Source organism: Ectopseudomonas toyotomiensis, from assembly GCF_900115695.1.
Taxonomy (GTDB): Bacteria; Pseudomonadota; Gammaproteobacteria; order Pseudomonadales; family Pseudomonadaceae; genus Aquipseudomonas; species Aquipseudomonas toyotomiensis.
The window spans coordinates 468,592-488,654 of record NZ_FOXK01000001.1 but is presented as its reverse complement, the minus strand read 5'-3'; the positions used below and the strand labels follow the sequence as shown (position 1 = coordinate 488,654).

Annotated in this window: 21 protein-coding genes; 7 read left to right on the top strand and 14 right to left on the bottom strand. The window is 63.1% G+C overall.

Annotated elements, in window-relative coordinates; all coding sequences use genetic code 11:
* Positions 1 to 3: 3 nt before the first annotated feature.
* From hemH to BM186_RS02405, 3 genes are all read left to right on the top strand, one after another.
* Positions 4 to 1,026 carry a ferrochelatase gene (gene hemH / locus BM186_RS02415; protein ID WP_074913427.1) on the top strand — a complete coding sequence of 341 codons (1,023 nt, stop codon included), beginning with the start codon at positions 4 to 6 and terminating at the stop codon, positions 1,024 to 1,026.
* A 163-nt stretch (positions 1,027 to 1,189) separates the two neighbouring features.
* Entirely contained in the window at positions 1,190 to 2,521 is a 1,332-nt protein-coding gene (locus BM186_RS02410; protein WP_074913426.1) for a spinster family MFS transporter, read from the top strand.
* Positions 2,522 to 2,664: 143 nt separating this feature from the next.
* Positions 2,665 to 3,438 carry a hypothetical protein gene (locus BM186_RS02405; protein ID WP_230875190.1) on the top strand — a complete coding sequence of 258 codons (774 nt, stop codon included), beginning with the start codon at positions 2,665 to 2,667 and terminating at the stop codon, positions 3,436 to 3,438.
* A gap of 4 nt (positions 3,439 to 3,442) precedes the next feature.
* Here BM186_RS02405 and BM186_RS02400 read toward each other — a convergent pair whose 3' ends face one another.
* Together BM186_RS02400 and BM186_RS02395 are read right to left on the bottom strand one after the other, a co-directional pair.
* Complete coding sequence (locus tag BM186_RS02400) at positions 3,443 to 4,165, bottom strand: substrate-binding periplasmic protein (protein ID WP_074913424.1); 723 nt, start codon at positions 4,163 to 4,165, stop codon at positions 3,443 to 3,445.
* A gap of 75 nt (positions 4,166 to 4,240) precedes the next feature.
* Positions 4,241 to 4,582: a zinc ribbon domain-containing protein YjdM gene (locus BM186_RS02395; protein WP_072422932.1), complete on the bottom strand. Its 342-nt coding sequence runs from the start codon at positions 4,580 to 4,582 to the stop codon at positions 4,241 to 4,243.
* Positions 4,583 to 5,048: 466 nt separating this feature from the next.
* Between BM186_RS02395 and BM186_RS02390 the strand changes: the two genes are divergently transcribed.
* Positions 5,049 to 5,858 (top strand): gamma-glutamyl-gamma-aminobutyrate hydrolase family protein, encoded by an 810-nt coding sequence (locus BM186_RS02390; protein ID WP_072422931.1) that lies wholly within the window; start codon positions 5,049 to 5,051, stop codon positions 5,856 to 5,858.
* Positions 5,859 to 5,884: 26 nt separating this feature from the next.
* Here BM186_RS02390 and BM186_RS02385 read toward each other — a convergent pair whose 3' ends face one another.
* From BM186_RS02385 to BM186_RS02375, 3 genes are all read right to left on the bottom strand, one after another.
* Positions 5,885 to 6,358: an LEA/WHy family protein gene (locus tag BM186_RS02385; protein WP_074913422.1), complete on the bottom strand. Its 474-nt coding sequence runs from the start codon at positions 6,356 to 6,358 to the stop codon at positions 5,885 to 5,887.
* A 54-nt stretch (positions 6,359 to 6,412) separates the two neighbouring features.
* Positions 6,413 to 7,258, bottom strand: a complete 846-nt coding sequence (locus BM186_RS02380; protein WP_074913420.1) for an EamA family transporter — start codon at positions 7,256 to 7,258, stop codon at positions 6,413 to 6,415.
* Between the two features lie 120 nt (positions 7,259 to 7,378).
* Positions 7,379 to 8,185, bottom strand: coding sequence for an outer membrane protein OmpK (locus BM186_RS02375; RefSeq protein ID WP_074913418.1), 807 nt, complete (start codon positions 8,183 to 8,185; stop codon positions 7,379 to 7,381).
* 509 nt (positions 8,186 to 8,694) lie between these two features.
* On the opposite strand from BM186_RS02375, the gene BM186_RS02365 reads away from it, so the two are divergent.
* Positions 8,695 to 9,489: an SDR family NAD(P)-dependent oxidoreductase gene (locus tag BM186_RS02365; RefSeq protein ID WP_074913417.1), complete on the top strand. Its 795-nt coding sequence runs from the start codon at positions 8,695 to 8,697 to the stop codon at positions 9,487 to 9,489.
* A gap of 136 nt (positions 9,490 to 9,625) precedes the next feature.
* On the opposite strand, the gene BM186_RS02360 is transcribed toward BM186_RS02365, so the two are convergent.
* Positions 9,626 to 10,192 carry a TetR/AcrR family transcriptional regulator gene (locus BM186_RS02360; RefSeq protein ID WP_072422926.1) on the bottom strand — a complete coding sequence of 189 codons (567 nt, stop codon included), beginning with the start codon at positions 10,190 to 10,192 and terminating at the stop codon, positions 9,626 to 9,628.
* A 29-nt stretch (positions 10,193 to 10,221) separates the two neighbouring features.
* Complete coding sequence (locus BM186_RS02355) at positions 10,222 to 10,791, bottom strand: PaaI family thioesterase (RefSeq protein WP_074913415.1); 570 nt, start codon at positions 10,789 to 10,791, stop codon at positions 10,222 to 10,224.
* Between the two features lie 95 nt (positions 10,792 to 10,886).
* On the opposite strand from BM186_RS02355, the gene BM186_RS02350 reads away from it, so the two are divergent.
* Both BM186_RS02350 and lpdA read left to right on the top strand, forming a co-directional pair.
* A complete protein-coding gene (locus tag BM186_RS02350) occupies positions 10,887 to 12,086 on the top strand; it encodes an MFS transporter (RefSeq protein WP_074913413.1) in 1,200 nt (399 codons plus the stop codon).
* 15 nt (positions 12,087 to 12,101) lie between these two features.
* Positions 12,102 to 13,502, top strand: coding sequence for a dihydrolipoyl dehydrogenase (gene lpdA, locus BM186_RS02345; RefSeq protein ID WP_074913412.1), 1,401 nt, complete (start codon positions 12,102 to 12,104; stop codon positions 13,500 to 13,502).
* Positions 13,503 to 13,512: 10 nt separating this feature from the next.
* Here lpdA and BM186_RS26810 read toward each other — a convergent pair whose 3' ends face one another.
* From BM186_RS26810 to arcD, 7 genes are all read right to left on the bottom strand, one after another.
* Entirely contained in the window at positions 13,513 to 13,965 is a 453-nt protein-coding gene (locus BM186_RS26810) for a hypothetical protein (protein ID WP_241519842.1), read from the bottom strand.
* 153 nt (positions 13,966 to 14,118) lie between these two features.
* Positions 14,119 to 14,469, bottom strand: coding sequence for a hypothetical protein (locus tag BM186_RS26805; RefSeq protein WP_241519841.1), 351 nt, complete (start codon positions 14,467 to 14,469; stop codon positions 14,119 to 14,121).
* Positions 14,470 to 14,706: 237 nt separating this feature from the next.
* Positions 14,707 to 15,072 (bottom strand): DUF5064 family protein, encoded by a 366-nt coding sequence (locus BM186_RS02335; RefSeq protein WP_074913410.1) that lies wholly within the window; start codon positions 15,070 to 15,072, stop codon positions 14,707 to 14,709.
* A 12-nt stretch (positions 15,073 to 15,084) separates the two neighbouring features.
* Positions 15,085 to 16,011 (bottom strand): carbamate kinase, encoded by a 927-nt coding sequence (arcC, locus tag BM186_RS02330; protein WP_074913407.1) that lies wholly within the window; start codon positions 16,009 to 16,011, stop codon positions 15,085 to 15,087.
* Positions 16,012 to 16,098: 87 nt separating this feature from the next.
* Positions 16,099 to 17,109, bottom strand: a complete 1,011-nt coding sequence (locus BM186_RS02325; RefSeq protein ID WP_037046943.1) for an ornithine carbamoyltransferase — start codon at positions 17,107 to 17,109, stop codon at positions 16,099 to 16,101.
* Between the two features lie 63 nt (positions 17,110 to 17,172).
* Positions 17,173 to 18,423 carry an arginine deiminase gene (gene arcA / locus BM186_RS02320; RefSeq protein ID WP_037046944.1) on the bottom strand — a complete coding sequence of 417 codons (1,251 nt, stop codon included), beginning with the start codon at positions 18,421 to 18,423 and terminating at the stop codon, positions 17,173 to 17,175.
* Between the two features lie 16 nt (positions 18,424 to 18,439).
* Positions 18,440 to 19,867 carry an arginine-ornithine antiporter gene (gene arcD, locus BM186_RS02315; protein ID WP_074913405.1) on the bottom strand — a complete coding sequence of 476 codons (1,428 nt, stop codon included), beginning with the start codon at positions 19,865 to 19,867 and terminating at the stop codon, positions 18,440 to 18,442.
* Positions 19,868 to 20,063 lie beyond the last annotated feature (196 nt).

Here is a 20,063-nt window from a genome sequence, read left to right as displayed (position 1 = left end):
CGCATGACCGATCACGCATTGTTGCTGGTTAACCTGGGTTCGCCCGCGTCCACCGAAGTAGCCGATGTCCGCCGTTACCTCAATCAGTTCCTGATGGATCCCTACGTGATCGACCTGCCTTGGCCGCTGCGTCGTTTGCTGGTGTCGCTGATTCTGATCAAGCGTCCTGCCGCATCGGCGCACGCCTACGCCTCGATATGGTGGGACGAAGGTTCGCCGCTGGTGGTAATCAGTCGCCGTTTGCAGGAAGCGATGAAGGCTCATTGGACCCAGGGCCCGGTGGAATTGGCCATGCGTTATGGCGAGCCTTCCATCGAGTCGACCCTGCAGCGTCTGGCTGCGCAGGGCATCCGTGAAGTGACCCTGGCGCCGCTGTATCCGCAGTTCGCCGACAGCACCACCACTACGGTGATCGAAGAGGTCAAGCGGGTGGTGCGCGAGCGCGGCCTGGACATGCGTCTGTCCACTCTGCCGCCGTTCTATGATCAGCCGGAATACCTCGACGCCCTGGTGGCCAGCGCCAAGCCTTATCTGGAGCAGGATTTCGACCACCTGCTGCTGAGCTTTCACGGCCTGCCGGAGCGCCACCTGCACAAGCTCGACCCCAGCGGTCATTGCCTGAAAGGCGAAGATTGCTGCCGCAGCGCCTCGCCCGAGGTGCTGGCCAACTGTTACCGCGCGCAATGCCTGCGCAGTGCCGAACTGTTCGCCCAGCGCATGGGCTTGCGCCCCGAGCAATGGTCGGTGAGCTTCCAGTCGCGTCTGGGACGTGCCAAGTGGATTGAGCCCTATACCGAGAGCCGTCTCGACGAGCTGGCCGCGCAGGGCGTGAAGAGGTTGCTGGTGATGTGTCCGGCCTTCGTCGCCGACTGCATCGAGACCCTGGAGGAAATTGGCGACCGCGGTCGCGAGCAGTTCGTCGAGGCTGGTGGCGAGAGCCTGCAACTGGTGCCCTGCCTGAATGATCATCCTGACTGGGCGGCGGCGTTGAAGGTGTTGTGCGAGCGAGCGCCGCTGATGATCTGAGCGGCTGATGACCGCCGGGGCGAGCTATTCGCCCTGGCGGGTATGAAGCATTCGCCGGGTTGATAACACCTTCGAGCGATACTCACCACCGTTTATATCGTCCTAAGCTGGCGCTTCTTTCAACCGCCGTGCGTCGCATTCTGCGGTGCCGAGGAGTGCGTCCGTGCATAACAACAATAACGGCTATCCCTCCAGTGCCCGAGCCTGGGCTACTGTTGCCATCCTGATGGTGGCGTACGTCCTGTCCTTCGTCGATCGGCAGATCCTCAATCTGCTGGTCGAGCCCATCCGTCGCGATCTGGCGATCAACGATACGCAGATGAGCCTGCTGATGGGCCTGTCGTTCGCCCTGTTCTACACCGTATGCGGCATTCCGCTGGGGCGAGTGGCCGATACCCGCAGCCGGCGCGGCTTGATCGCCGTCGGCATTCTGTTCTGGAGTGCCGCTACCGCGGCCTGTGGCATGGCCAAGATGTACTGGCAATTTCTGCTGTGCCGCATCGGCGTGGGTGTGGGCGAGGCGGCGTTGTCGCCGGCAGCCTATTCGCTGATCGCCGACAGCTTTCCCGCCGAGCGCCGGGCCACGGCCATCAGCGTCTATTCCATGGGGGTCTACCTCGGCTCGGGCCTGGCCTTTCTGGTCGGTGGTCTGGTCATTCAGTTTGCCTCGGCACAAGGCGACGTGACCCTGCCGGTGCTGGGCGAGGTGCGCCCCTGGCAACTGATCTTCCTCATTCTCGGTGTCGCCGGTGTGCTGTTCACCTTGCTGATGCTGGCGGTCAAGGAGCCTGCCCGACGTGGTGCCGGGGCTGGCGTGGCGGTGCCGCTCAGTGAAGTGGGACGCTACATTCGCGCCAACCGTCGCACTGTGCTGCTGCACAACTTCGGCTTCGCCGGCCTGGCCTTCGCCGGTTACGGCAGTGCTGCCTGGGTGCCGACCTTCTACATTCGCACCTACGGCTGGGACGCCGGCCAGGTTGGCATCGTCTATGGCTGCATCGTTGCAGTCTTCGGCTGCCTTGGCATCGTCTTCGGCGGACGCTTGGCGGACCTGATGGCCAAGCGTGGGCGTAGCGACGCCAACATGCGTGTCGGCCTTTACGCTGCGCTGGGTGCCTTGCCGATGGTGGTGCTGTTCCCGCTGATGGAAACCGCCTTCTGGGCCAGCATGCTGCTGGCGCCTGCAGTGTTCTGTCTGAGCATGCCGTTCGGCGTGGCGCCGGCAGCGATCCAGGAAATCATGCCCAACTCGATGCGCGGCCAGGCGTCGGCCATCTATCTGTTCGTCATCACCCTGATCGGCCTGGGCGTTGGTCCGACCGCCGTGGCGCTGGTGACCGATTTCGTCTTCGCCGACGACAACGCGCTGCGCTACTCGCTGCTGATCGTCACCACCCTGGCGGTGTTGATGTCGATCATCCTGCTGGCCAAGAGTCTCAAACCCTACCGCGAAAGCGTGACGCGGCTGGAGCAATGGGCCGCCAACCCAGCCTGAGCCGGCGCATTTTTCTGCCGTGCCGAGCGTTGATCGGCACGGTTTATGCGCCAGGGCACAGGCAGCGTGGAATTTTTGCGCTTTACTGAGGTTCTGAGTGTTGCGCGCGCCATTGGGGCGCGTGCCAGCCAGGGAACCTCTGCATGGGAGCGAGGCCAGCGTCTGCTGCACACGGCAGGCCAATCAACAGCTCGGTATTTTGGCAACGGCTGCTGCTGCCGGGGTTGGCTGCGCTGTTGTTGTTGGGTGGTTGCACGGGGCGCCTGGACAACGACTCCATCGTGCATACGCGCAACCCGGTCAAGCCCGCCGAGCTGCTGCAGACCGACGTCGACCGTATGGCGACCCTGGCCATGCGCAACAACCTCAACAGCCTGTATCGGCTGATGAACAAGCTGTACCAACGTAACCCGCGCGAGTGGCGCAAGAACTCCCTGCCTGATGCCGCCGCTGCCGAGCGTGCCATCCAGTACGCCATCGAACACAATCAGGACTGGCCGACCTTGGGTGGCCGGCGTGATGTTGCGGCGCTGGATTATTCGCTGAGCCCGGCCTTTCAGGGCGACCGCGTGGCGGCCTTCACCTATGCCATCGGCAGCATGCTGGTGACGGCTCACGGCGGCCGTACCGAGTTCTACCTGACCGACAGCTTCAATGCGCAATTCATCCACAACGCCGCACGCAATCTGGAAAAGGCCGGCTGGATGCTTTCGCAGCGCCGTGATGCCACGGGCCGGCCGCTGCTGCTATCCAACGAGTTCTCCGAACAGGGCAACAACCTCAGCTACGCAGTGGAGTTCGGCAAGATGGTGGCGCGTCTCGATCTGCTCACCCATGTGCTGGAAGAGCGCTACCGGCGCATGGGCGCCAACTATGCGCAGAGCCTGTTCCTGCTGAATTTCCTGCCGGTGCAGTAGCGCGTCACTGGTGCCAGCGTTGCTGAATCTCATCCAGCTTGCCGGCCTTGCGCAGGCGCACCAGCGCCTCGGAAAACTGCCGGGCGCGCTCGGTATCACCCTTGGCGAAGGCGACGAAGCGCGGCATCTGGATCAGCGGGCGAGGTAGCACGCGCACCTGTTCCAGGGCGCGCTGTTCGCGAATGAAATAGAGCAGTTGGGTATGGTCGCCGACGATGATGTCGATGCGTCCGGCCAGCAGCATCGATACCAGTTGCCGTGGGTTCTGCGCGCTGGTGTCGCGGGCCAGGTCGGCGCGGTCGAAACCCTCTTCATAGGCATAGCCGCGAACCTGGCCGATCACGTAGGGCGACAAGTCATCCAGCGTCTGCCAGTCGCTGATCGCGGTCTTGGCGGTGGTCATGAACACCGTCGAGCCACTGCGCAGCGGTCCAACCAGCTCGTATTGCTGCTGACGTTGCGGCGTGCCGGCGAATTGGAAGGCCATCTGTACTTCTCCGCGGTCGAGCATGCGCTTGACGCGTTCCCATGGGTAAAGACGGATTTCGTAGGGCACCTGCGCTTCGCGCAGTACCGCATCGACCAGTTCGACGTCGAGCCCGCGCGGCGTATCGTCCTCGGCGGTGACGAAACTGTAGGGGGCGAACTGTTCGTCGCCCACTACCCGCCAGGGCTGTGCTGCCAGCGAGGTACTCAGAGCCATTAGAGCAAGCAGCAGATAGCGCATGGTGGCGTTCCTCATGACCGGCCTTAATTGAGGCTAGCCAATTTCCATGAGGAACGCGCGAAAGGCGCTATCGGATCACACCTTGCGTACGAACTCGGACTTGAGCTTCATCGCGCCGATGCCATCGATCTTGCAGTCGATGTCGTGATCACCGTCGACCAGGCGAATGTTCTTCACCTTGGTGCCAACCTTGACCACCAGTGACGAGCCCTTGACCTTGAGGTCCTTGATCACGGTGATGGTGTCGCCGTCCTGCAGCAGGTTGCCGACCGAGTCCTTGATTAACCGCGCGTCATCACCGCCGTCGGCATTCTCGCCGGCTTTCCACTCATGGGCGCACTCGGGGCAGACCAGTTGATCGCCGTCTTCGTAGGTGTATTCGGAGTTGCATTTGGGGCAGGGCGGCAGAGCGGTCAAGGGGTGTCCTCGGTACAGGTGAGAAACCGCAGATTATATAGGGTTTTGTTCGCGGGCGCCGCTCTAGGACGTGCAGCCTCGAGATACGGGTGTTTTAAATATTGGACTTCTTGCCAGGTGGTAGTTTGCCTGGCTTGCCCTTGGAGCGCCTTCCAATGGGCGTTCACTTGTTGTGCGATAAATGGATTACCAGAAAATCTTGAGCAGATTTGTTTGACATATTTTACGGCTCGGGCAGACTGGCTGCAGATTCCGTTGCCGAACCGGGTAGCGGGCAGCGTCGCTGCAGCCTCCTCTCTGGATGGAGTTGACCCGGTTCGAGCCGCCGTCGGAAGGCGGCACTCAGGTTCAGGATGAGCCTCGGTGCACGGAGTTAGCCAAACAGGCCACAGGAGCTACAGCAGAGTGTTCTGCTGGCTACCGGTCTGCACAGCAACGATAGGCCCGGCCTGTCCCAAGGTGACGTATGTCCGACAACAAGATCCGCAGCACCCCCAGCAAGAACAATCTCCGCAAGCCCGTCGTGTTGATGTCCATGGGCGCTCAAGAGCGCAAGGGCCACGACTATCAAGTAATGACTCACAAATACATCCAGCCTCTGGTCGAGTTCTCCGGTTGCGTGCCGGTACTGGTGCCCACCTGCTGTGGCATCGAGGATCTCGAGCAGTATCTGGATATGGCCGATGGTGTTTACCTCACCGGTGCCGGCAGCAACATCGACCCGGCGCTCTATGGCCAGGAGAACGAAACGCCGAACAAGGGCCAGGACCGCGACCGCGACCTGTTCGATCTGCCACTGATTCGTGCCGCCATCGCTCGCGGTCTGCCGATCTTCGGCATTTGCCGTGGCATGCAGGAAATCAACGTGGCGCTGGGCGGCGACATCTACCAGAAAGTCTACGCCGAGCCCGGCTTCAACGACCATCGCGAAAACCCCGATGATCCGGTCGAGGTGCAGTATGCAGCCAGCCACAGCGTGCGGCCGATGGCTGGCAGCTGGTTCGCCGAGTTGATGGGCAAGGACGAGATTCAGGTCAACTCCCTGCACGGCCAGGCCATTCGCAACCTGGGCAAGGGACTGGAAGTGCTGGCCACCGCCGAGGATGGCCTGATCGAGGCAATCCACGCGCCGAGCCTGTCACCCTTCCTGTTCGCGGTGCAGTGGCACCCGGAATGGCAGGCGGCGAAGAACCCGGATTCGGTGAAGATCTTCCAGGCCTTCGGTGATGCCTGTCACCGCCGAGTAGCTTCGCGCAACAACCGTCAGGCGGCCTGATCGCCATGTAACCGCCGGCTCCTGCTTCAGTAGGGGCTTGGCGGTTGCGGCCAGTTCAGGATACCGCTGTCACTGAAGCGGCGGGTGCCGAACAGGCCATCGGCGAGTTTGCCACGCAGCATGTAGGGCACCTCCTGGCCAGGTTGATAACCCGCCACGCCCCACGCCTGACGCATCACCGAAAACGCTGAAATGCTCACCGGTACGCTCAAGACCGTCTCGCCGAAACGTGGCACGCTGCCGCTCTGGTCACTGACGCCACTGGCCAGCGGCTGGCCGTTCACATCCAGATCCAGTGCCATGCCGTTGAAACTCACCGCGCTGTCATTGGGGTTCTGCACCCGCAGCTTGACCGCGAAGCGTACCTCCAGGCCCTGACCGGGCAGGGGTTCCAGGCCGACCAGATCGACCCGCAGCGGGTCACGATTGCCCAGGCTGGCGCAGGCGCTCAGGCCTGCTGCAAGCAGGGCAACAAGGCAAAGACGAAGCAGACGGTGCATGGTGATCTTCCCTGGACGTTATGAGTTCAGGATAGAAGACCACTGCACACGCCATTAGCTCCCGGCACGTTGCCGGCTGCCCAGTACCAGCGCGATACCGCCGAGCACGGCGACAGCGCTCAACGTCAGGCGCAGCGACAGCGCTTCGCTCAGCAACAGGCTGCCACCGAGCGCGGCGAGAATCGGCACGCTCAGTTGTACCGTGGCGGCCTGACTGGCGCGCAGGCCGGGCAAGGCGCTGTACCAGATGGCGTAACCCACGCCCGAGGTCAGCGCGCCGGACAACACCGCGTAGAACAGGCCAGGCCCATCCCAGTTCAGTTGCGACAGCAGCACCAGCGCCAGCAGCACGGCCAGCGGTGCCGCCCGCAGGAAGTTACCAGTGGTCACGGCCAGCGGATCACCCTGGCCGCGCCCGAGCAGCGAGTACGCGCCCCAGGCAACGCCGGCCAGCAGCATCAGCAAGGCCGCCAGCAGCGGTGGCGCACTGGCGCCGGGTAGCAGCAGTGCCAGCAGGCCGGCCGTGGCCAGCGCTGTACCGAGGCTGGCACTCAGCCCCAGGCGTTCACCACGCAGCAAGCCCCACAGCAGCATGCTCAACTGCACGGCGCCGAACAGCAGCAGGGCGCCGACGCCGGTATCCAGTTGCAGGTAAGCAAAGGAGAAGGCCGCCGCATAGGTGAACAGCGCCAGCGCGCCGGGCCAATTGCCGGCGATGGGGTGCCCAGTCTGCCTCAGCTTGAGCAGCAGCCACAGCGTCAGGGCGCCGGAGAGCAGGCGGATAGCCGTGAAACTGGCCGCGTCGATTTCCGTTTCACGCAGCGCCAGGCGGCACAGTAGCGAGTTGCCGGCGAAGGCCAGCATGGCGAGGCAGGTAAGCAGCAGGATACGCGGTGGCATCGTCCATCCTTGGGTGAAGGTCTGGTGATGCCGGGCAGCTAAACACGTCAGGCTGCCCGATGGCATTGGCAGAAGGTCGCAAGTTGCTGCGACCTTGGCCAGTAAGCGCGCAGGTGCGTCTTAGAAGTGTGCCTTGAGCAACAGGCTGGCGGTGTTCTGATCGGTCGAGCCGACGAAGTTGTCGCTGACGAAACCGCCGTCCTTGATGCCGTACTTGTTCTTCCAGTAGTCGTACTCGATACCCACGTACAGCTGCTTCTCGCCCCATTTCAGCGCCTTGCCCAGGTCATACTTGATCTGTGGGTTGAAGTGCAGGTTGGCGTGGTAGTCGCCACGGCGATTGCTGTCGTTGTCCACCACCCAGTCCATGAAACCGTCGATGAGAATGTCCGATTCGCCGACCGGGATGGTGTAACTCCACACCGGGGTGATCTGCCAGACGTTGCTGCCGGCGCGGCTGCCGTCGGTGGTACGCAGGTAGGTGTTGAGCTGGAAGTAGTCGAAGCCGGGGATGTCCAGGTCGACCGCCGGGCCGATCAGGTAGGAGTCGACGTCGTCTTCACCGAACTCGTAGGTGGTGGAGATCAGCAAGTCCTTGATCGGGCCGAAGGAGAAGTTGGCACCGGTGATCTTGCCCAGCGAGAAGCGCGGGCTGAACTCGCCATAGAAAGTATGGCCGTCGCCGGCGCCGTTGGTGGCATCGGTGTTGTACTTGATCACGTCGACGAACAGGAACAGATCACCGAAGCTCCAGCCGCTGGCGTGTTCGAAGGTGACTGTCTGCTGAATCTCGGGGTCGATCTTGAAGTCCTGGCCGTAGAGGTAGGTCAGGCTGTTGTTCTGCCACTGCAGCAGGTCACCGGCGATGGCCTGGCCGCCTGCCAGCAGACCGCCGGCGAGCGCCAGCGAAGAGAGAGTGCGATTCATGAAAGCTCCTGGTGGTTAAGACGTGTCGTTATGGTTTTTGTGGCCTGCCATCCCTGGCGGTCACCCTTGCGGGCCGTCGGCGGAGCCGACGTCAAAAATCGCTCCCGGCGATTTTTTGAGGCCTGCCATCTATGGCGGACAACTTTAGGGCTGTCGCAGAGCGATATTCAAAATGCTCCCGGCATTGTTGAAACCTGTCCGCCTGGTCAGGCTGGTGCTGCTAGAGCAAAAACGGCGCCAATTCTCTTGATTGCTCATATCCTTTGCAAATCAATCGGATGCGCGGATTTTTCAGGGTCATTCAGGTGCATGTGCTGCACTGTTTTCTGACCACAAGGACAAAAATGGCCATAACTTGGTGCGCAACCGTCTGGCGGCTGCGGCGATGCTTTCTCACAGGTGTGCTTGATTAGTTTGATTATGGTCGTAATATGATATTTAAATTATGACCGTAATCTTATTGGTGAGAGGATCACTTCTCACTCTTCACCCCACCCAGGAGACTTGCCATGAATGCTCAATCCACCTTCGGAACCGCCCTGGTCACTGGTGCCTCGTCCGGCATCGGTGCCACCTACGCCGAGCGTCTGGCTCGGCGTGGTTATGACTTGCTGCTGGTGGCGCGTGATGCCCAGCGCCTGGATGCGCTAGCCAAGCGCCTGGGCACCGAGTACGGCGTTGCGGTCGAGGTGATGCCGGCGGATCTCACCAGCAAGGCTGATGTGCTCAAGGTGGAAAAGCGCCTGCGCGAGGACTCGAACATCGCTTTGCTGATCAACAACGCCGGTATCGCCATGAATGGCCCATTGGCTGCTGCCGATCTGGAGCAGGCCGAGGCGATGATCCAGCTCAACGTGGTGGCACTGACGCGCCTGGCGGCCGCGGCTGCAGCCAATTTCTCCGCGGTGGGGCGTGGCGGCATCATCAACCTTGGGTCGGTGGTGGCGCTGGCGCCGGAAATGTTCAACGCCGTGTACAGCGCGACCAAGGCCTATGTACTGAGCCTGACCCAGACCCTGGCTGGCGAACTGCGTGGTTCGGGCGTGCAGTTGCAGGCGGTGCTGCCGGGCGTGACCCGCACCGAGATCTGGGAGCGCAGCGGCACCGATGCCTCGGCGCTGCCGCCGTCGATGATCATGGAAGTGGGCGAGATGGTCGATGCAGCGCTGGCCGGTTTCGATCAGGGCGAACTGGTGACCATACCCTCGCTGCCGGATGCAGCCGACTGGGACGCCTTCGTCGCTGCCCGCGCGGTGCTTGGGCCGAACCTGTCGCACAGCCAGGCGGCTGCGCGTTACAAGTGATATCCGGCGGCGTGCGATTGTAGGGTGCGCCGTGCGCACGGGGCATGGTTCGCGTTCTTCACCGGACGGAGCCTCGTTGGAACTGAGCAACCCCGGTGCGCACAGCGCACCCTACGTAAGCGCCAGGTGCCAGCCGTTATTGCTCTTGCGTCTGCTCGATCAGCAGGCGACGGGTCGTTTTCAGCAGGCGGTCGGACAGCTCCGGGTCCTTGACGCTGCGCGATAGCAGCAGGGCGCCGACCATGCTCGAGAGCAGCAGTACGCTCTGCTCGGCGGCATCATCGCCGCCGAGGTTGTCCTCGATCAGGGCCAGGCGGTCGCGCACCAGGGCGTCGGTGGTTTCGCTGGCCTCGCCACGCTGGCCAAGCTCGGCGGACATGGTCGGCAGCGGGCAGCCGGCACCGGGGTTGGCACGATGCGCGCTGGACAGGTAGCTGGCGATAAAGCGTGGCAGCGGTGCCTCGGCATCCTTCGCCAGCGCCTCGGTGCTGCGGGACAGTTCCTCCACCGCATGGCGCAGGGCGTTTTCCACCAGATCGTCCTTGGACTTGAAGTGGGCATAGAAACCGCCATGGGTCAGGCCCAGTGCCTTCATCAGCGGCTGCAGGCCGGTGGCGCCGACGCCATCGCGGCGAAAGCGCAGGGCCGCCTCCTCGATGATGCGTTGGTGGGTCTTGGCCTTGTGGTCTTCCGAATAGCGCATGGGCTTTCTCGTCTATCAGATGCTGGCTGTCATCTTACACTTGCGTCGCTGTTCTGGCGCGGCGCGTTCATGTCGAGAATCAGGCAGGTGGTGGAGGCGACGGCGTAGAGGCGCTCGTCGACATCGTACAGTCGGCCTTCGGCCAGCGCGGTGGAGCGGCCAACATGGATGATGCGGCCTTCGGCGCGTACCGGACCGACTTCACTGCGCAGCGCGCGGATGTAGCTCACCCGCAGGTCCGCGGTGGTGTAGCCCTGGCCCGTCTTGAGCAGGGTATGCACGGCGCAGCCCATGCAGGAGTCGAGGAGCGTGGCGATGTAGCCGCCATGCACGCTGCCCAGCGGGTTGTAGTGGCGCTGATCGGGCGTGCCCTGGAAGACGAACAGGCCGCTGGCCCATTGCACAGGGGGGAAGTCGAGCACCGCGTTGATCGGCGGGGAGGGCAGGTCGCCGCGGCCGATGCCGTCGAAGAAATCCATCGGCGTCATGGCGGCCACCTCCGCCAGGCTGAGGGTGCCGGGAGCGGCGAGTTGATTGCGAATGGCCTGTTCCTCGGCAATCCAGGTGGCGAGGCGGGTGTCTCGGGATAAGGCAGTCATGCAGGCTCCAGATAAATATGATGGACGACATTCAATGTTTCATATTATGGTCGAAATATAAATAGCCGCCAGTCGCTGTCGATCGGAGTTTCGCCATGCAGCCTTCCCGTGTTCTGTTGATCATCCTGATGCTGCTCACTGCGTTGGGGGAGACCTCCACGCAGTTGCTGATTCCCGCTCTTGGTGAGCTGGAGCGCGGGCTGGAGGCCGAGCCTGGTAGCAGTCTGTTGGCGCTGTCGCTGTTCGTCGGCGCCTTTGGCCTTGGCCAGTTGCTGCTCGGGCCGCTGTCGGATCGGCTCGGACGCCGTCCGGTGCTGCTTGCCGGGTTGAGCCTTTATCTGCTGGCGACCCTGGGCATGCTGCTGGCGCCGAACATCGACGTGCTGATCGGCATGCGCGTGCTGCAGGGGCTGGGCGCCTGTGCAGCACTGGTGCTGGCGCGAGCCATCGTCCGTGACGTCTGGCAGGAACAGGCAGGGCCGGCCCTGGCGCTGACGGTGTTGGGGATGTTCGCGGCCATCGTCCTGTCGCCAGTGGTTGGCGGCCTGCTTACCCAGTTCGGCGGCTGGCGTGCGCCGCTGTTGGCGACCCTGGTACTTGGCAGCCTGGCCTTGCTGTCGGTGCTTACCGGCTACCGCGAGAGCCATCTGCAGCGCGATCCTCAGGCAGGACGACTCAAGGGCCTGCTGGCCAGCTACCTGCAGGTGTGGCCCAGTTGCCGCGCGCTGGCGCTGACCATTGCCTGCACCTACGGCTCGATGTTCGTCGTGGTGGCTGGTTCCTCGTCGGTGTATATCGGCCTGCTGGGGATGAGCGCGGCGCAGTACGGGTTGACCTTCGCCTTGATCGTTTCCGGTCTGCTCGGCGGTGCCCTGTTCACCCTGCGCAACGTGCAACGCCTGGGGCCGCAGAAGGTGGTGGGCATCGGCGTCGCGCTGGTGCTGCTCGGGTCGTTGCTGACCTTGGCGATCTATCTGCTGTTCGGCCTATCGCTGCTGGGGCTGTCGCTGCCGCAGGTATTGGTGACGCTGGGCGGTGGCATGCTACTGCCGGCTGCCGTGGCTGGTGCGGTGATTCCCAATCCGCAGCGTGCCGGATTGGCTGCGGGGCTGATGGGTTTCTCGCAGATGGCGGGCGCCACCCTGGCCGGCTTGCTGCTCGGTGCCCTGCAGGATGGCTCGGCCTGGCCTATGGTTGCCTTGAATGCGCTGTTCGCCGTGTTGGCGTTTCTATTCTTCCATCTCTTGCGTGTGCGCCCAGCCGTCGCGGCTGCTGTGGCCGGCAAACTTCCCTGATTCGAGGACAAAGCTATGAGCAGCTATGACGTGGTCATCATCGGCGCGGGCCCCGGCGGTTACAACGCGGCTATTCGGGCCGGGCAATTAGGCCTGAAGGTGGCCTGCGTGGAAGGGCGTGAAACCCTCGGTGGTACCTGCCTGAACGTTGGCTGCATGCCGTCCAAGGCCTTGCTGCATGCATCCGAACTCTACGAGGCTGCTGCCGGTGGTGAATTGAGTGCCCTGGGGGTGGAGGTCACGCCGACGCTCAACCTAGCGCAGATGATGAAGCAGAAGGCCGATAGCGTCGAAGCGCTGACCAAGGGCGTGGAGTTTCTGTTTCGCAAGAACAAGGTGGAGTGGGTCAAGGGCTGGGGGCGGATCGATGGCCCGGGGCGAGTGCAGGTGAAACTGAGCGAAGGCGGCGAACGCCTGTTGGAAACCAGGAACATCGTCATCGCCACCGGCTCGGAACCGACGCCTTTGCCGGGTGTGGAGATCGACAACGCGCGCATCCTCGACTCCACTGGTGCGCTGGCGTTGCCCGAGGTGCCGAAGCACCTGGTGGTGATCGGCGCCGGGGTGATCGGCCTGGAACTGGGCTCGGTGTGGCGCCGCCTGGGTAGCCAGGTCACGGTGGTGGAATACCTCGAGCGCATCTGCCCCGGTCTTGATGGCGAGACGGCCAAGACCCTGCAGCGCACCCTGAGCAAGCAGGGCATGAGTTTCAAACTGGGCACCAAGGTCACCGGTGCGAAGACGAGCAAGTCCGGCGTGACCCTGACGCTGGAGCCGGCAGCAGGCGGCGCGAGCGAGACCCTGGAGGCCGATTACGTACTGGTGGCCATCGGCCGGCGTCCGTATACCAAAGGGCTCGGGTTGGAGAGCGTCGGCCTGAGCACAGACAAACGCGGCATGCTCGGTAACGAAAAGCTCCAGAGCGGCGTGCCGGGCGTGTGGGTAATCGGCGATGTCACCTCCGGGCCGATGCTGGCGCACAAGGCTGAGGACGAAGCGGTGGCCTGCATCGAGCGCATCGCTGGGCACGCCGCCGAGGTCAACTATGGGGTGATCCCCGGAGTGATCTACACCCGCCCGGAAGTGGCCAGCGTCGGCAAGGGCGAGGAGGAGCTGAAGGCCGAAGGCCGTGCCTACAAGGTTGGCAAGTTTCCCTTCACCGCCAATAGCCGGGCGAAGATCAACCACGAGACCGAAGGCTTCGTGAAGATCCTCGCCGACGCCAATACCGACCAGATCCTCGGCGTGCACATGATCGGCCCGAGCGTAGGTGAACTGATCGGCGAGTATTGCGTGGCCATGGAGTTCTCCGCCTCGGCCGAGGACATCGCGCTGACCTGCCATCCGCACCCGACCCGCTCGGAGGCAGGGCGCCAGGCGGCGATGGGTGTGCATGGCTGGACGATGCAGGCCTGAGGGGGCGTCGCTATCGGCCGATACTGTCGATACTGAGGTAGAGCGATAGCCAGGGATGTTCGGGTTGGCTGGTTTTGCTTTGTTCGATCAAGGACTGCAGGAGTCTGAGTGGCATGGTATCCGACGCCAGATCTTCAACTGCGACGTTCTGCCAACTGCCTGAACCATCCTTGCCAACCATGTAGGCCAGGATGGGTTTGTCCTGGTTATTGAGGTTCTGATACTCGGGCAAGGTCGGTTCCCGGCTGGGGTCATTGCGCAGCATCGACGCCGCAAAGGCCTCCAGCTCGGCTGCTGGTGGCCAGTTTCTCCAGGCCTTCTCTCCCTCGCTCATGGTGCCAGTCAACTGTGCGTCGCGCAGAAAGGCGGTTACCTGGAACCAGGGGGCGGAACCGTCTCGCCGTTGCAGCTCGTCGGCCAGGTCATAGGTGGCATTGCGAAATAGTATGTCGCGATTGGTCATTTCCAGAAACGCGACTTGGCGCTCTGCCGCAGTAAACAGCCCTGAGTCATCGAAGGAGATTTTTGAAAGCGTGACCCGGTCCAGTGCGGCGAACGGGTTTTCGGCCGAGCGACGGCTATGGATTTTCTCTTCACCGTAGTGGTGGCTGAGAAGTTAGTTGGCTGCTTGCTGAGCCAGCGCTTGCCGTTCTGGGCTCGGGTCCTGAGGTACTTCCTTGAGGAAGTCGGCATTCTTGCCATGAGCCTTGACCTGCCGATGGTTGCTTTCCAGAAACTCGTCGAACCCAACTGCCGCGCTGGCCTTACCCGCGGACTCGCTCTTGAGTAGCAAAGATATCTTCGTGGCTGCGGGAGAGAGCGTTACCTTCACGCCCAGATCAGTGGCAACGCTCTGTAGGCCAGATGATGATTTGGGTTGATCGACGTTGCGCTGAATAATGGAACTTGCCGTGCCCGCCTTGAAAGAGCGGTATGCCAGCAGGCCTTCCACGCTGAAGTTTGTCATTTCCACATCCCTTGGTTTCTGCTGTCCTGCACGCGCAGTTAGTTATCGAGCCATGTTGGGTGGATCGGCAGTTCGGCGGGAGTCTTGAGGTGCTATCACTTCTTGAGGCCATGCACGTCGGAGTATCCGCTGACCTGAGTAACTGCATCGGTGCGCGCGGCGCACCCTACGGGTAGAGGCATAGCCCGAATGCAATCCGGGAAATGAGCGAGAGCCCCGGATTGCATCCGGGCTACGTCATAGGATGTGGTCGAGATTTACCGGTTCGCCCGGTTGGGCGTTGAGTTTGGCGCGGATGTCGGCGAACACCTTGTCGTACTCGTCATGGCCGCGCATCACCGGGCTAGCGTTGGGGTGCAGGCCATGGCGGGCAGCGATGCGGGTGGCGACGCTGGCGAAGTTGAAGGCGACGTCGCGATGCAGTTCGAATTCCTCCTCGAAATGCTTGCCGTCCACCTCGCCCACCAAGCGCATGTGCAGCATCGGCCCCTGCTCTGGGTCCTTGCGGATTTCGTAGTAGAAGTCCACCGAGAAGGGTGGCAGCAGGCGCATGTGCTCGGGGCGGTCGTTATTGTCGCGGTGCAGGTGACCGGGGGTGAACATGATCGTGCCCTCTCAGCGATAGACGATGCCCTTGCAGTCCAGGCTGATGCGCGTACCCGAACGACCCTGGACGATGGCTTCGATATTTTCCAGCGAGCCGATCACCGCGACACAGCCGGTGTTGCGGGCGAACTCGCAGGCGGCCTGTACTTTCGGCCCCATGGAGCCGGCGGCGAAACCGAGGTCCTCGAGCGCATCGGGATGGGCTTCGGCGATGGCCCTCTGGCTCGGCTTGCCCCAGTCGACGTAGGCGCCGTCCACGTCGGTGGCGATCACCAGCAGGTCGGCATTCAGCTGTTCGGCCAGCAGCGCCGAGCACAGGTCCTTGTCGATCACCGCCTCGACGCCGCGCAGCTGGTCGCCGTCGTACATGGTCGGGATGCCGCCGCCGCCGGCGCAGATCACCACGCTGCCTTTTTCCAGCAGCCACTTGATCGGGCGGATCTCGAAGATGCGCTGCGGCCGTGGGCTGGCCACCACGCGGCGGAACTTGTCGCCATCCGGGGCAATGCTCCAGCCTTTCTCGGCGGCCAGGCGCTCGGCCTCCTCCCGGGCATAGACCGGGCCGATGGGCTTGGTCGGGTGCTTGAACGCCGGGTCGGCGCTGTCCACCTCGACCTGGGTGAGGATGGTGGCGAAGGGCACCTCGAAGGGCAGCAGGTTGCCCAGCTCCTGTTCGATCATGTAGCCGATCATGCCCTCGGTTTCGGCGCCGAGCACGTCCAGCGGGTACGGGTTGGCGGCGTCGAAGGCGTTGCCTTGCAAGGCCAGCAGGCCAACCTGCGGACCGTTGCCGTGGGCGATCACCAGCTCGACGCCGGGAGCGACCTTGGCGATCTGCTGGCAGGCAACGCGCACGTTGTCACGCTGGTTTTGCGCAGTCATGGCTTCGCCGCGACGAAGCAGGGCGTTACCGCCCAGAGCGATGACGAGTCGCATACTGTTCTCCTTGGTCCAGGCGCCTGGGCGCCCGGCTTTGCGCAGGATCGGGCTTGCTGGCAAGCCCGATCCTGCAGGTGCCATTTGTCAGATATCCGCCAGGGTCGCGACCAGGATCGCCTTGATCGTGTGCATGCGGTTTTCCGCCTGCTCGAAGGCGATGTTCCACGGCGACTCGAAGACCTCTTCGGTGACCTCGATGCCGTTCTTCAGGTGCGGGTACTGCTCGGCGATCTGCTTGCCGACCTTGGTCTCGCTGTTGTGGAAAGCCGGCAGGCAATGCATGAACTTGACCCGTGGATTGCCCGCGGCCTTCATGATCTCGGCGTTGACCTGATAGGGCAGCAGTTCCTCGATGCGCTCGCCCCAGGCCTCCACCGGCTCACCCATGGACACCCATACGTCGGTATGCACGAAGTCCACGCCCTTGACCGCTTCCTTCGGGTCTTCGGTGAGCAGCAGGCGCGCGCCGCTCTCTTCCGCGAAGCGCTTGCAGGCGGCGACGTGCTCGTCGCTCGGCCATAGGGCCTTGGGGGCGGCGATGCGCACGTCCATGCCGAGCTTGGCGCCGATCAGCAGCAGCGAGTTGCCCATGTTGTTGCGTGCATCGCCCAGGTAGGCGTAGGCGATGTCATGCAGCGGCTTGTCGCTGTGCTCGCGCATGGTCAGGACGTCGGCGAGCATCTGCGTCGGGTGGTATTCGTCGGTGAGGCCGTTGAACACCGGCACGCCGGCATGCTGCGCCAGCTCCTCGACGATCTCCTGGTGGAAGCCGCGGTACTCGATGGCGTCGTACATGCGCCCGAGCACGCGGGCGGTGTCCTTCATGCTTTCCTTGTGACCGATCTGCGAGGAGTTGGGGTCGATGTAGGTGACGTTGGCGCCCTGGTCGTAGGCGGCCACCTCGAAGGCGCAGCGGGTGCGGGTGGAGGTTTTCTCGAAGATCAGCGCGATGTTCTTGCGCTGCAGGTGTCGCTGCTCGGTGCCGGTGTACTTGGCGCGCTTGAGATCGCGCGAGAGGTCGAGCAGGTAGCGCAGTTCCCGGGTGCTGTGGTGCATCAGGCTGAGCAGGTTGCGGTTGTGCATGTTGAAAGCCATGGTTCTCTCTCCTTGTGGGCGGTCGAACGCCCCGGTGGCGGATGGCCGCCGGGGCCGGCTCGATCAGTAATCGATGGGGTCGCGGATGATCGGGCAGGTCATGCAGTGGCCACCGCCACGGCCGCGCCCGAGTTCGCTGGCGCTGATGGTGATGACCTCGACCCCGGCCTTGCGCAGCAGGGTGTTGGTGTAGGTGTTGCGGTCGTAGCCGATGACCACGCCGGGCTCCAGGCAGACCACGTTGTTGCCGTCGTCCCATTGCTCGCGTTCGGCTTCATAGGCATCGCCACCGGTCTCCACCACGCGCAGTTGCTTGAGGCCGAGCGATTCGGCGACCACGTCGAGGAAGGATTTTTCCTCGCGGCGCACGTCGACTCCGCCAGGGCGGCTCTCGTCCGGACGCAGGGTGAAGGGCACGATCGAGTTGGCCACTTCCGGGAAGATGGTCACCAGGTCGCGGTCGCAGAAGCTGAACACGGTGTCCAGGTGCATGGCGGCGCGGGACTTGCCGAGCCCGGCCACCACCACCTTGTCCGCCGCGCCCTTGGCGAACAGCGCGCGGGCGACCTGACCGATGGCCTGGTGCGAGGTGCGCTCACCCATGCCGATCAGCACGGTGCCGTTGCCGATGGGCATGACGTCGCCGCCTTCCAGGGTGGCCGAGCCGTGATCCTTGTCCGGGTCGCCATACCAGATGTCGAACTGTTCGCCGGCGAAGTCCGGGTGGAACTTGTAGATGGCGCTGGCCAGCAGGGTTTCCTGGCGGCGTGCCGGCCAGTGCATGGGGTTGAGCGTGACGCCGCCGTAGATCCAGCAGGTGGTGTCGCGGGTGAACTGGGTGTTGGGCAGCGGCGGGAAGATGAAGCTGGACTCGCCGAGGTAGGCGTTGAACATCTTCGCCGCCTCGGAGTTCTTGTGCCTGGCCAGGTCGGCGCCGGAGACGCCACCGATGAGGAATTCGGCGATGCGCCGATGCTCCAGGCCTTCGACGAAATCGCGCACTTCGCTGAGCAGGCCGAGGCCGACGCTGTTGGCGGTAATCTTGCGGTCGAGAATCCACTTCAGCGCTTCGGGGTTGCTGATGGTCTCTTCCAGCAGGTTGTGCATTTCCACGACGTCGACGCCCCGTTCGCGCATCTTGGTCATGAAATCGAAGTGGTCGCGCTTGGCCTGCGATACCCAGATCACGTCGTCGAACAGCAGTTCGTCGCAGTTGGCCGGGGTCAGGCGCAGGTGCGCCAGGCCCGGCGAGCAGACCATTACCTTGTGCAGTTTGCCGGCTTCGGAATGAACGCCGAGGGGTTTCTTGCTCATGAAAGAACTCCTTCTCCTAGAGACTCAGGAAACCGTCGTAGAGCCCGTAGGCTGCAATGGCGGCACCGATCAGTACGGCGACGAGGATCAGCTTCTCGACGCCGGTGAAAATGGGCTGTCCCAGCTCGTGCTTGGCCTTGGCGAAGAGAATCGCGCCTGGGGCGTAGAGCAGGGCCGAGAGCAGCAGGTACTGCACGCCGGCGGCGTACACCAGCCACACCGCGTACAGGGTGGAGATGGCCGCGATCAGCAGGTCCTTGTTGCGCTCGCCGCCGGCGTTCTCGTAGGTCTCGCCACGTACCGCCAGCAATACCGCGTAGGCGCTGGACCAGAAGTAGGGCACCAGGATCATCGAGGTGGCCAGGTACAGCAGGCTGAGGTAGGTGGAAGCGTTGAACAGGGTGATGATCAGAAACAGCTGGATCAGCCCGTTGGACAGCCACAACGCATTGGCCGGAACCTGGTTGGCGTTCTCCCTGCGCAGGAACTCGGGCATGGTGTGGTCGCGGGCGCTGGCGAAGAGAATCTCCGCGCACAGCAGCGTCCATGACAGCAAGGCACCGGCCAGCGAGACGATCAGGCCGATGGAGATCAGTTGCGCCCCCCAGGGACCGACCACCTGCTCCAGCACGCCGGCCATGGACGGGTTTTTCAGCCCGGCCAGTTCTGCCTGGGCCATGATGCCCTGGGACAGGACGTTGACCAGCACCAGGAGCAGAAGCACGCCGACGAAACCGATCACCGTGGCCTTGCCGACATCGCTGCGCTTCTCGGCACGGGCGGAGAAGATGCTCGCGCCTTCGATGCCGATGAACACCCAGACGGTGACCAGCATCATGTTGCGCACCTGATCCATCACGCTGCCCAGTTCGCTGTTGCCACGGCCCCAGAAGTCCGCGGTGAACACGTCCATCTTGAAGGCGATGGCGGCGATGACGATGAACAGTGCCAGCGGCAGCATCTTGGCTATGGTGGTCACGGTGTTGATGAAGGCCGCTTCCTTGATCCCGCGTAGCACCAGAAAGTGCAGTAGCCAGAGCAGCACCGAGGCGCCGATCACCGCCGGCATGGTGTTGCCTTCGCCGAACACCGGGAAGAAGTAACCCAAAGTGGAAAACAGCAGCACCATGTAGCTGACGTTGCCGATCCAGGCGCTGATCCAATAGCCCCAGGCTGAGGAGAAACCCATGTAGTCGCCGAAACCGGCTTTGGCGTAGGCGTACACCCCGCCGTCGAGTTCGGGCTTGCGGTTGGCCAGGGTCTGGAACACGAACGCCAGCGTCAGCATGCCGACACCGGTGATCAGCCAGCCGATCAGGGTGGCGCCGGCGCTGGCGCTGGCGGCGATGTTCTGGGGTAGCGAGAAGATACCGCCGCCGACCATGGAGCCGACGACCAGCGCGATCAGCGCGCCAAGGCGGAGTTTTTGCGTCGAATCAGACATCTCAATTACCTCCGTGTCACGAGGGGACATAGGTATTGAGCGCGTTTGGCGAGCACAGCATCCTGACTTGAATCAATAGTCAGGATTCGTCAACGCACATCCTTGTTCCAAGCGTTGTCGAGCACCTGATGAGCGTCAGGAATGCAGCTCTGTCTGGCACGGGGAGGCGCCAGTCCAATCAACATAGTCCGAACTT

Bases quoted from the DNA above. Each gene is read 5' to 3' on its own strand.
- BM186_RS02390 (WP_072422931.1), top strand. From the start codon at position 5,049: ATGTCCGACAACAAGATCCGCAGCACCCCCAGCAAGAACAATCTCCGC.
- BM186_RS26805 (WP_241519841.1), bottom strand. From the start codon at position 14,469: ATGACAAACTTCAGCGTGGAAGGCCTGCTGGCATACCGCTCTTTCAAG.
- BM186_RS02365 (WP_074913417.1), top strand. From the start codon at position 8,695: ATGAATGCTCAATCCACCTTCGGAACCGCCCTGGTCACTGGTGCCTCG.
- arcC (WP_074913407.1), bottom strand. From the start codon at position 16,011: ATGCGACTCGTCATCGCTCTGGGCGGTAACGCCCTGCTTCGTCGCGGC.
- BM186_RS02360 (WP_072422926.1), bottom strand. From the start codon at position 10,192: ATGCGCTATTCGGAAGACCACAAGGCCAAGACCCACCAACGCATCATC.
- arcA (WP_037046944.1), bottom strand. From the start codon at position 18,423: ATGAGCAAGAAACCCCTCGGCGTTCATTCCGAAGCCGGCAAACTGCAC.
- BM186_RS02350 (WP_074913413.1), top strand. From the start codon at position 10,887: ATGCAGCCTTCCCGTGTTCTGTTGATCATCCTGATGCTGCTCACTGCG.
- hemH (WP_074913427.1), top strand. From the start codon at position 4: ATGACCGATCACGCATTGTTGCTGGTTAACCTGGGTTCGCCCGCGTCC.
- BM186_RS02325 (WP_037046943.1), bottom strand. From the start codon at position 17,109: ATGGCTTTCAACATGCACAACCGCAACCTGCTCAGCCTGATGCACCAC.
- BM186_RS02335 (WP_074913410.1), bottom strand. From the start codon at position 15,072: ATGTTCACCCCCGGTCACCTGCACCGCGACAATAACGACCGCCCCGAG.
- BM186_RS02375 (WP_074913418.1), bottom strand. From the start codon at position 8,185: ATGAATCGCACTCTCTCTTCGCTGGCGCTCGCCGGCGGTCTGCTGGCA.
- arcD (WP_074913405.1), bottom strand. From the start codon at position 19,867: ATGTCTGATTCGACGCAAAAACTCCGCCTTGGCGCGCTGATCGCGCTG.
- BM186_RS02405 (WP_230875190.1), top strand. From the start codon at position 2,665: ATGGGAGCGAGGCCAGCGTCTGCTGCACACGGCAGGCCAATCAACAGC.
- BM186_RS02385 (WP_074913422.1), bottom strand. From the start codon at position 6,358: ATGCACCGTCTGCTTCGTCTTTGCCTTGTTGCCCTGCTTGCAGCAGGC.
- BM186_RS26810 (WP_241519842.1), bottom strand. From the start codon at position 13,965: ATGACCAATCGCGACATACTATTTCGCAATGCCACCTATGACCTGGCC.
- lpdA (WP_074913412.1), top strand. From the start codon at position 12,102: ATGAGCAGCTATGACGTGGTCATCATCGGCGCGGGCCCCGGCGGTTAC.
- BM186_RS02355 (WP_074913415.1), bottom strand. From the start codon at position 10,791: ATGACTGCCTTATCCCGAGACACCCGCCTCGCCACCTGGATTGCCGAG.
- BM186_RS02380 (WP_074913420.1), bottom strand. From the start codon at position 7,258: ATGCCACCGCGTATCCTGCTGCTTACCTGCCTCGCCATGCTGGCCTTC.
- BM186_RS02400 (WP_074913424.1), bottom strand. From the start codon at position 4,165: ATGCGCTATCTGCTGCTTGCTCTAATGGCTCTGAGTACCTCGCTGGCA.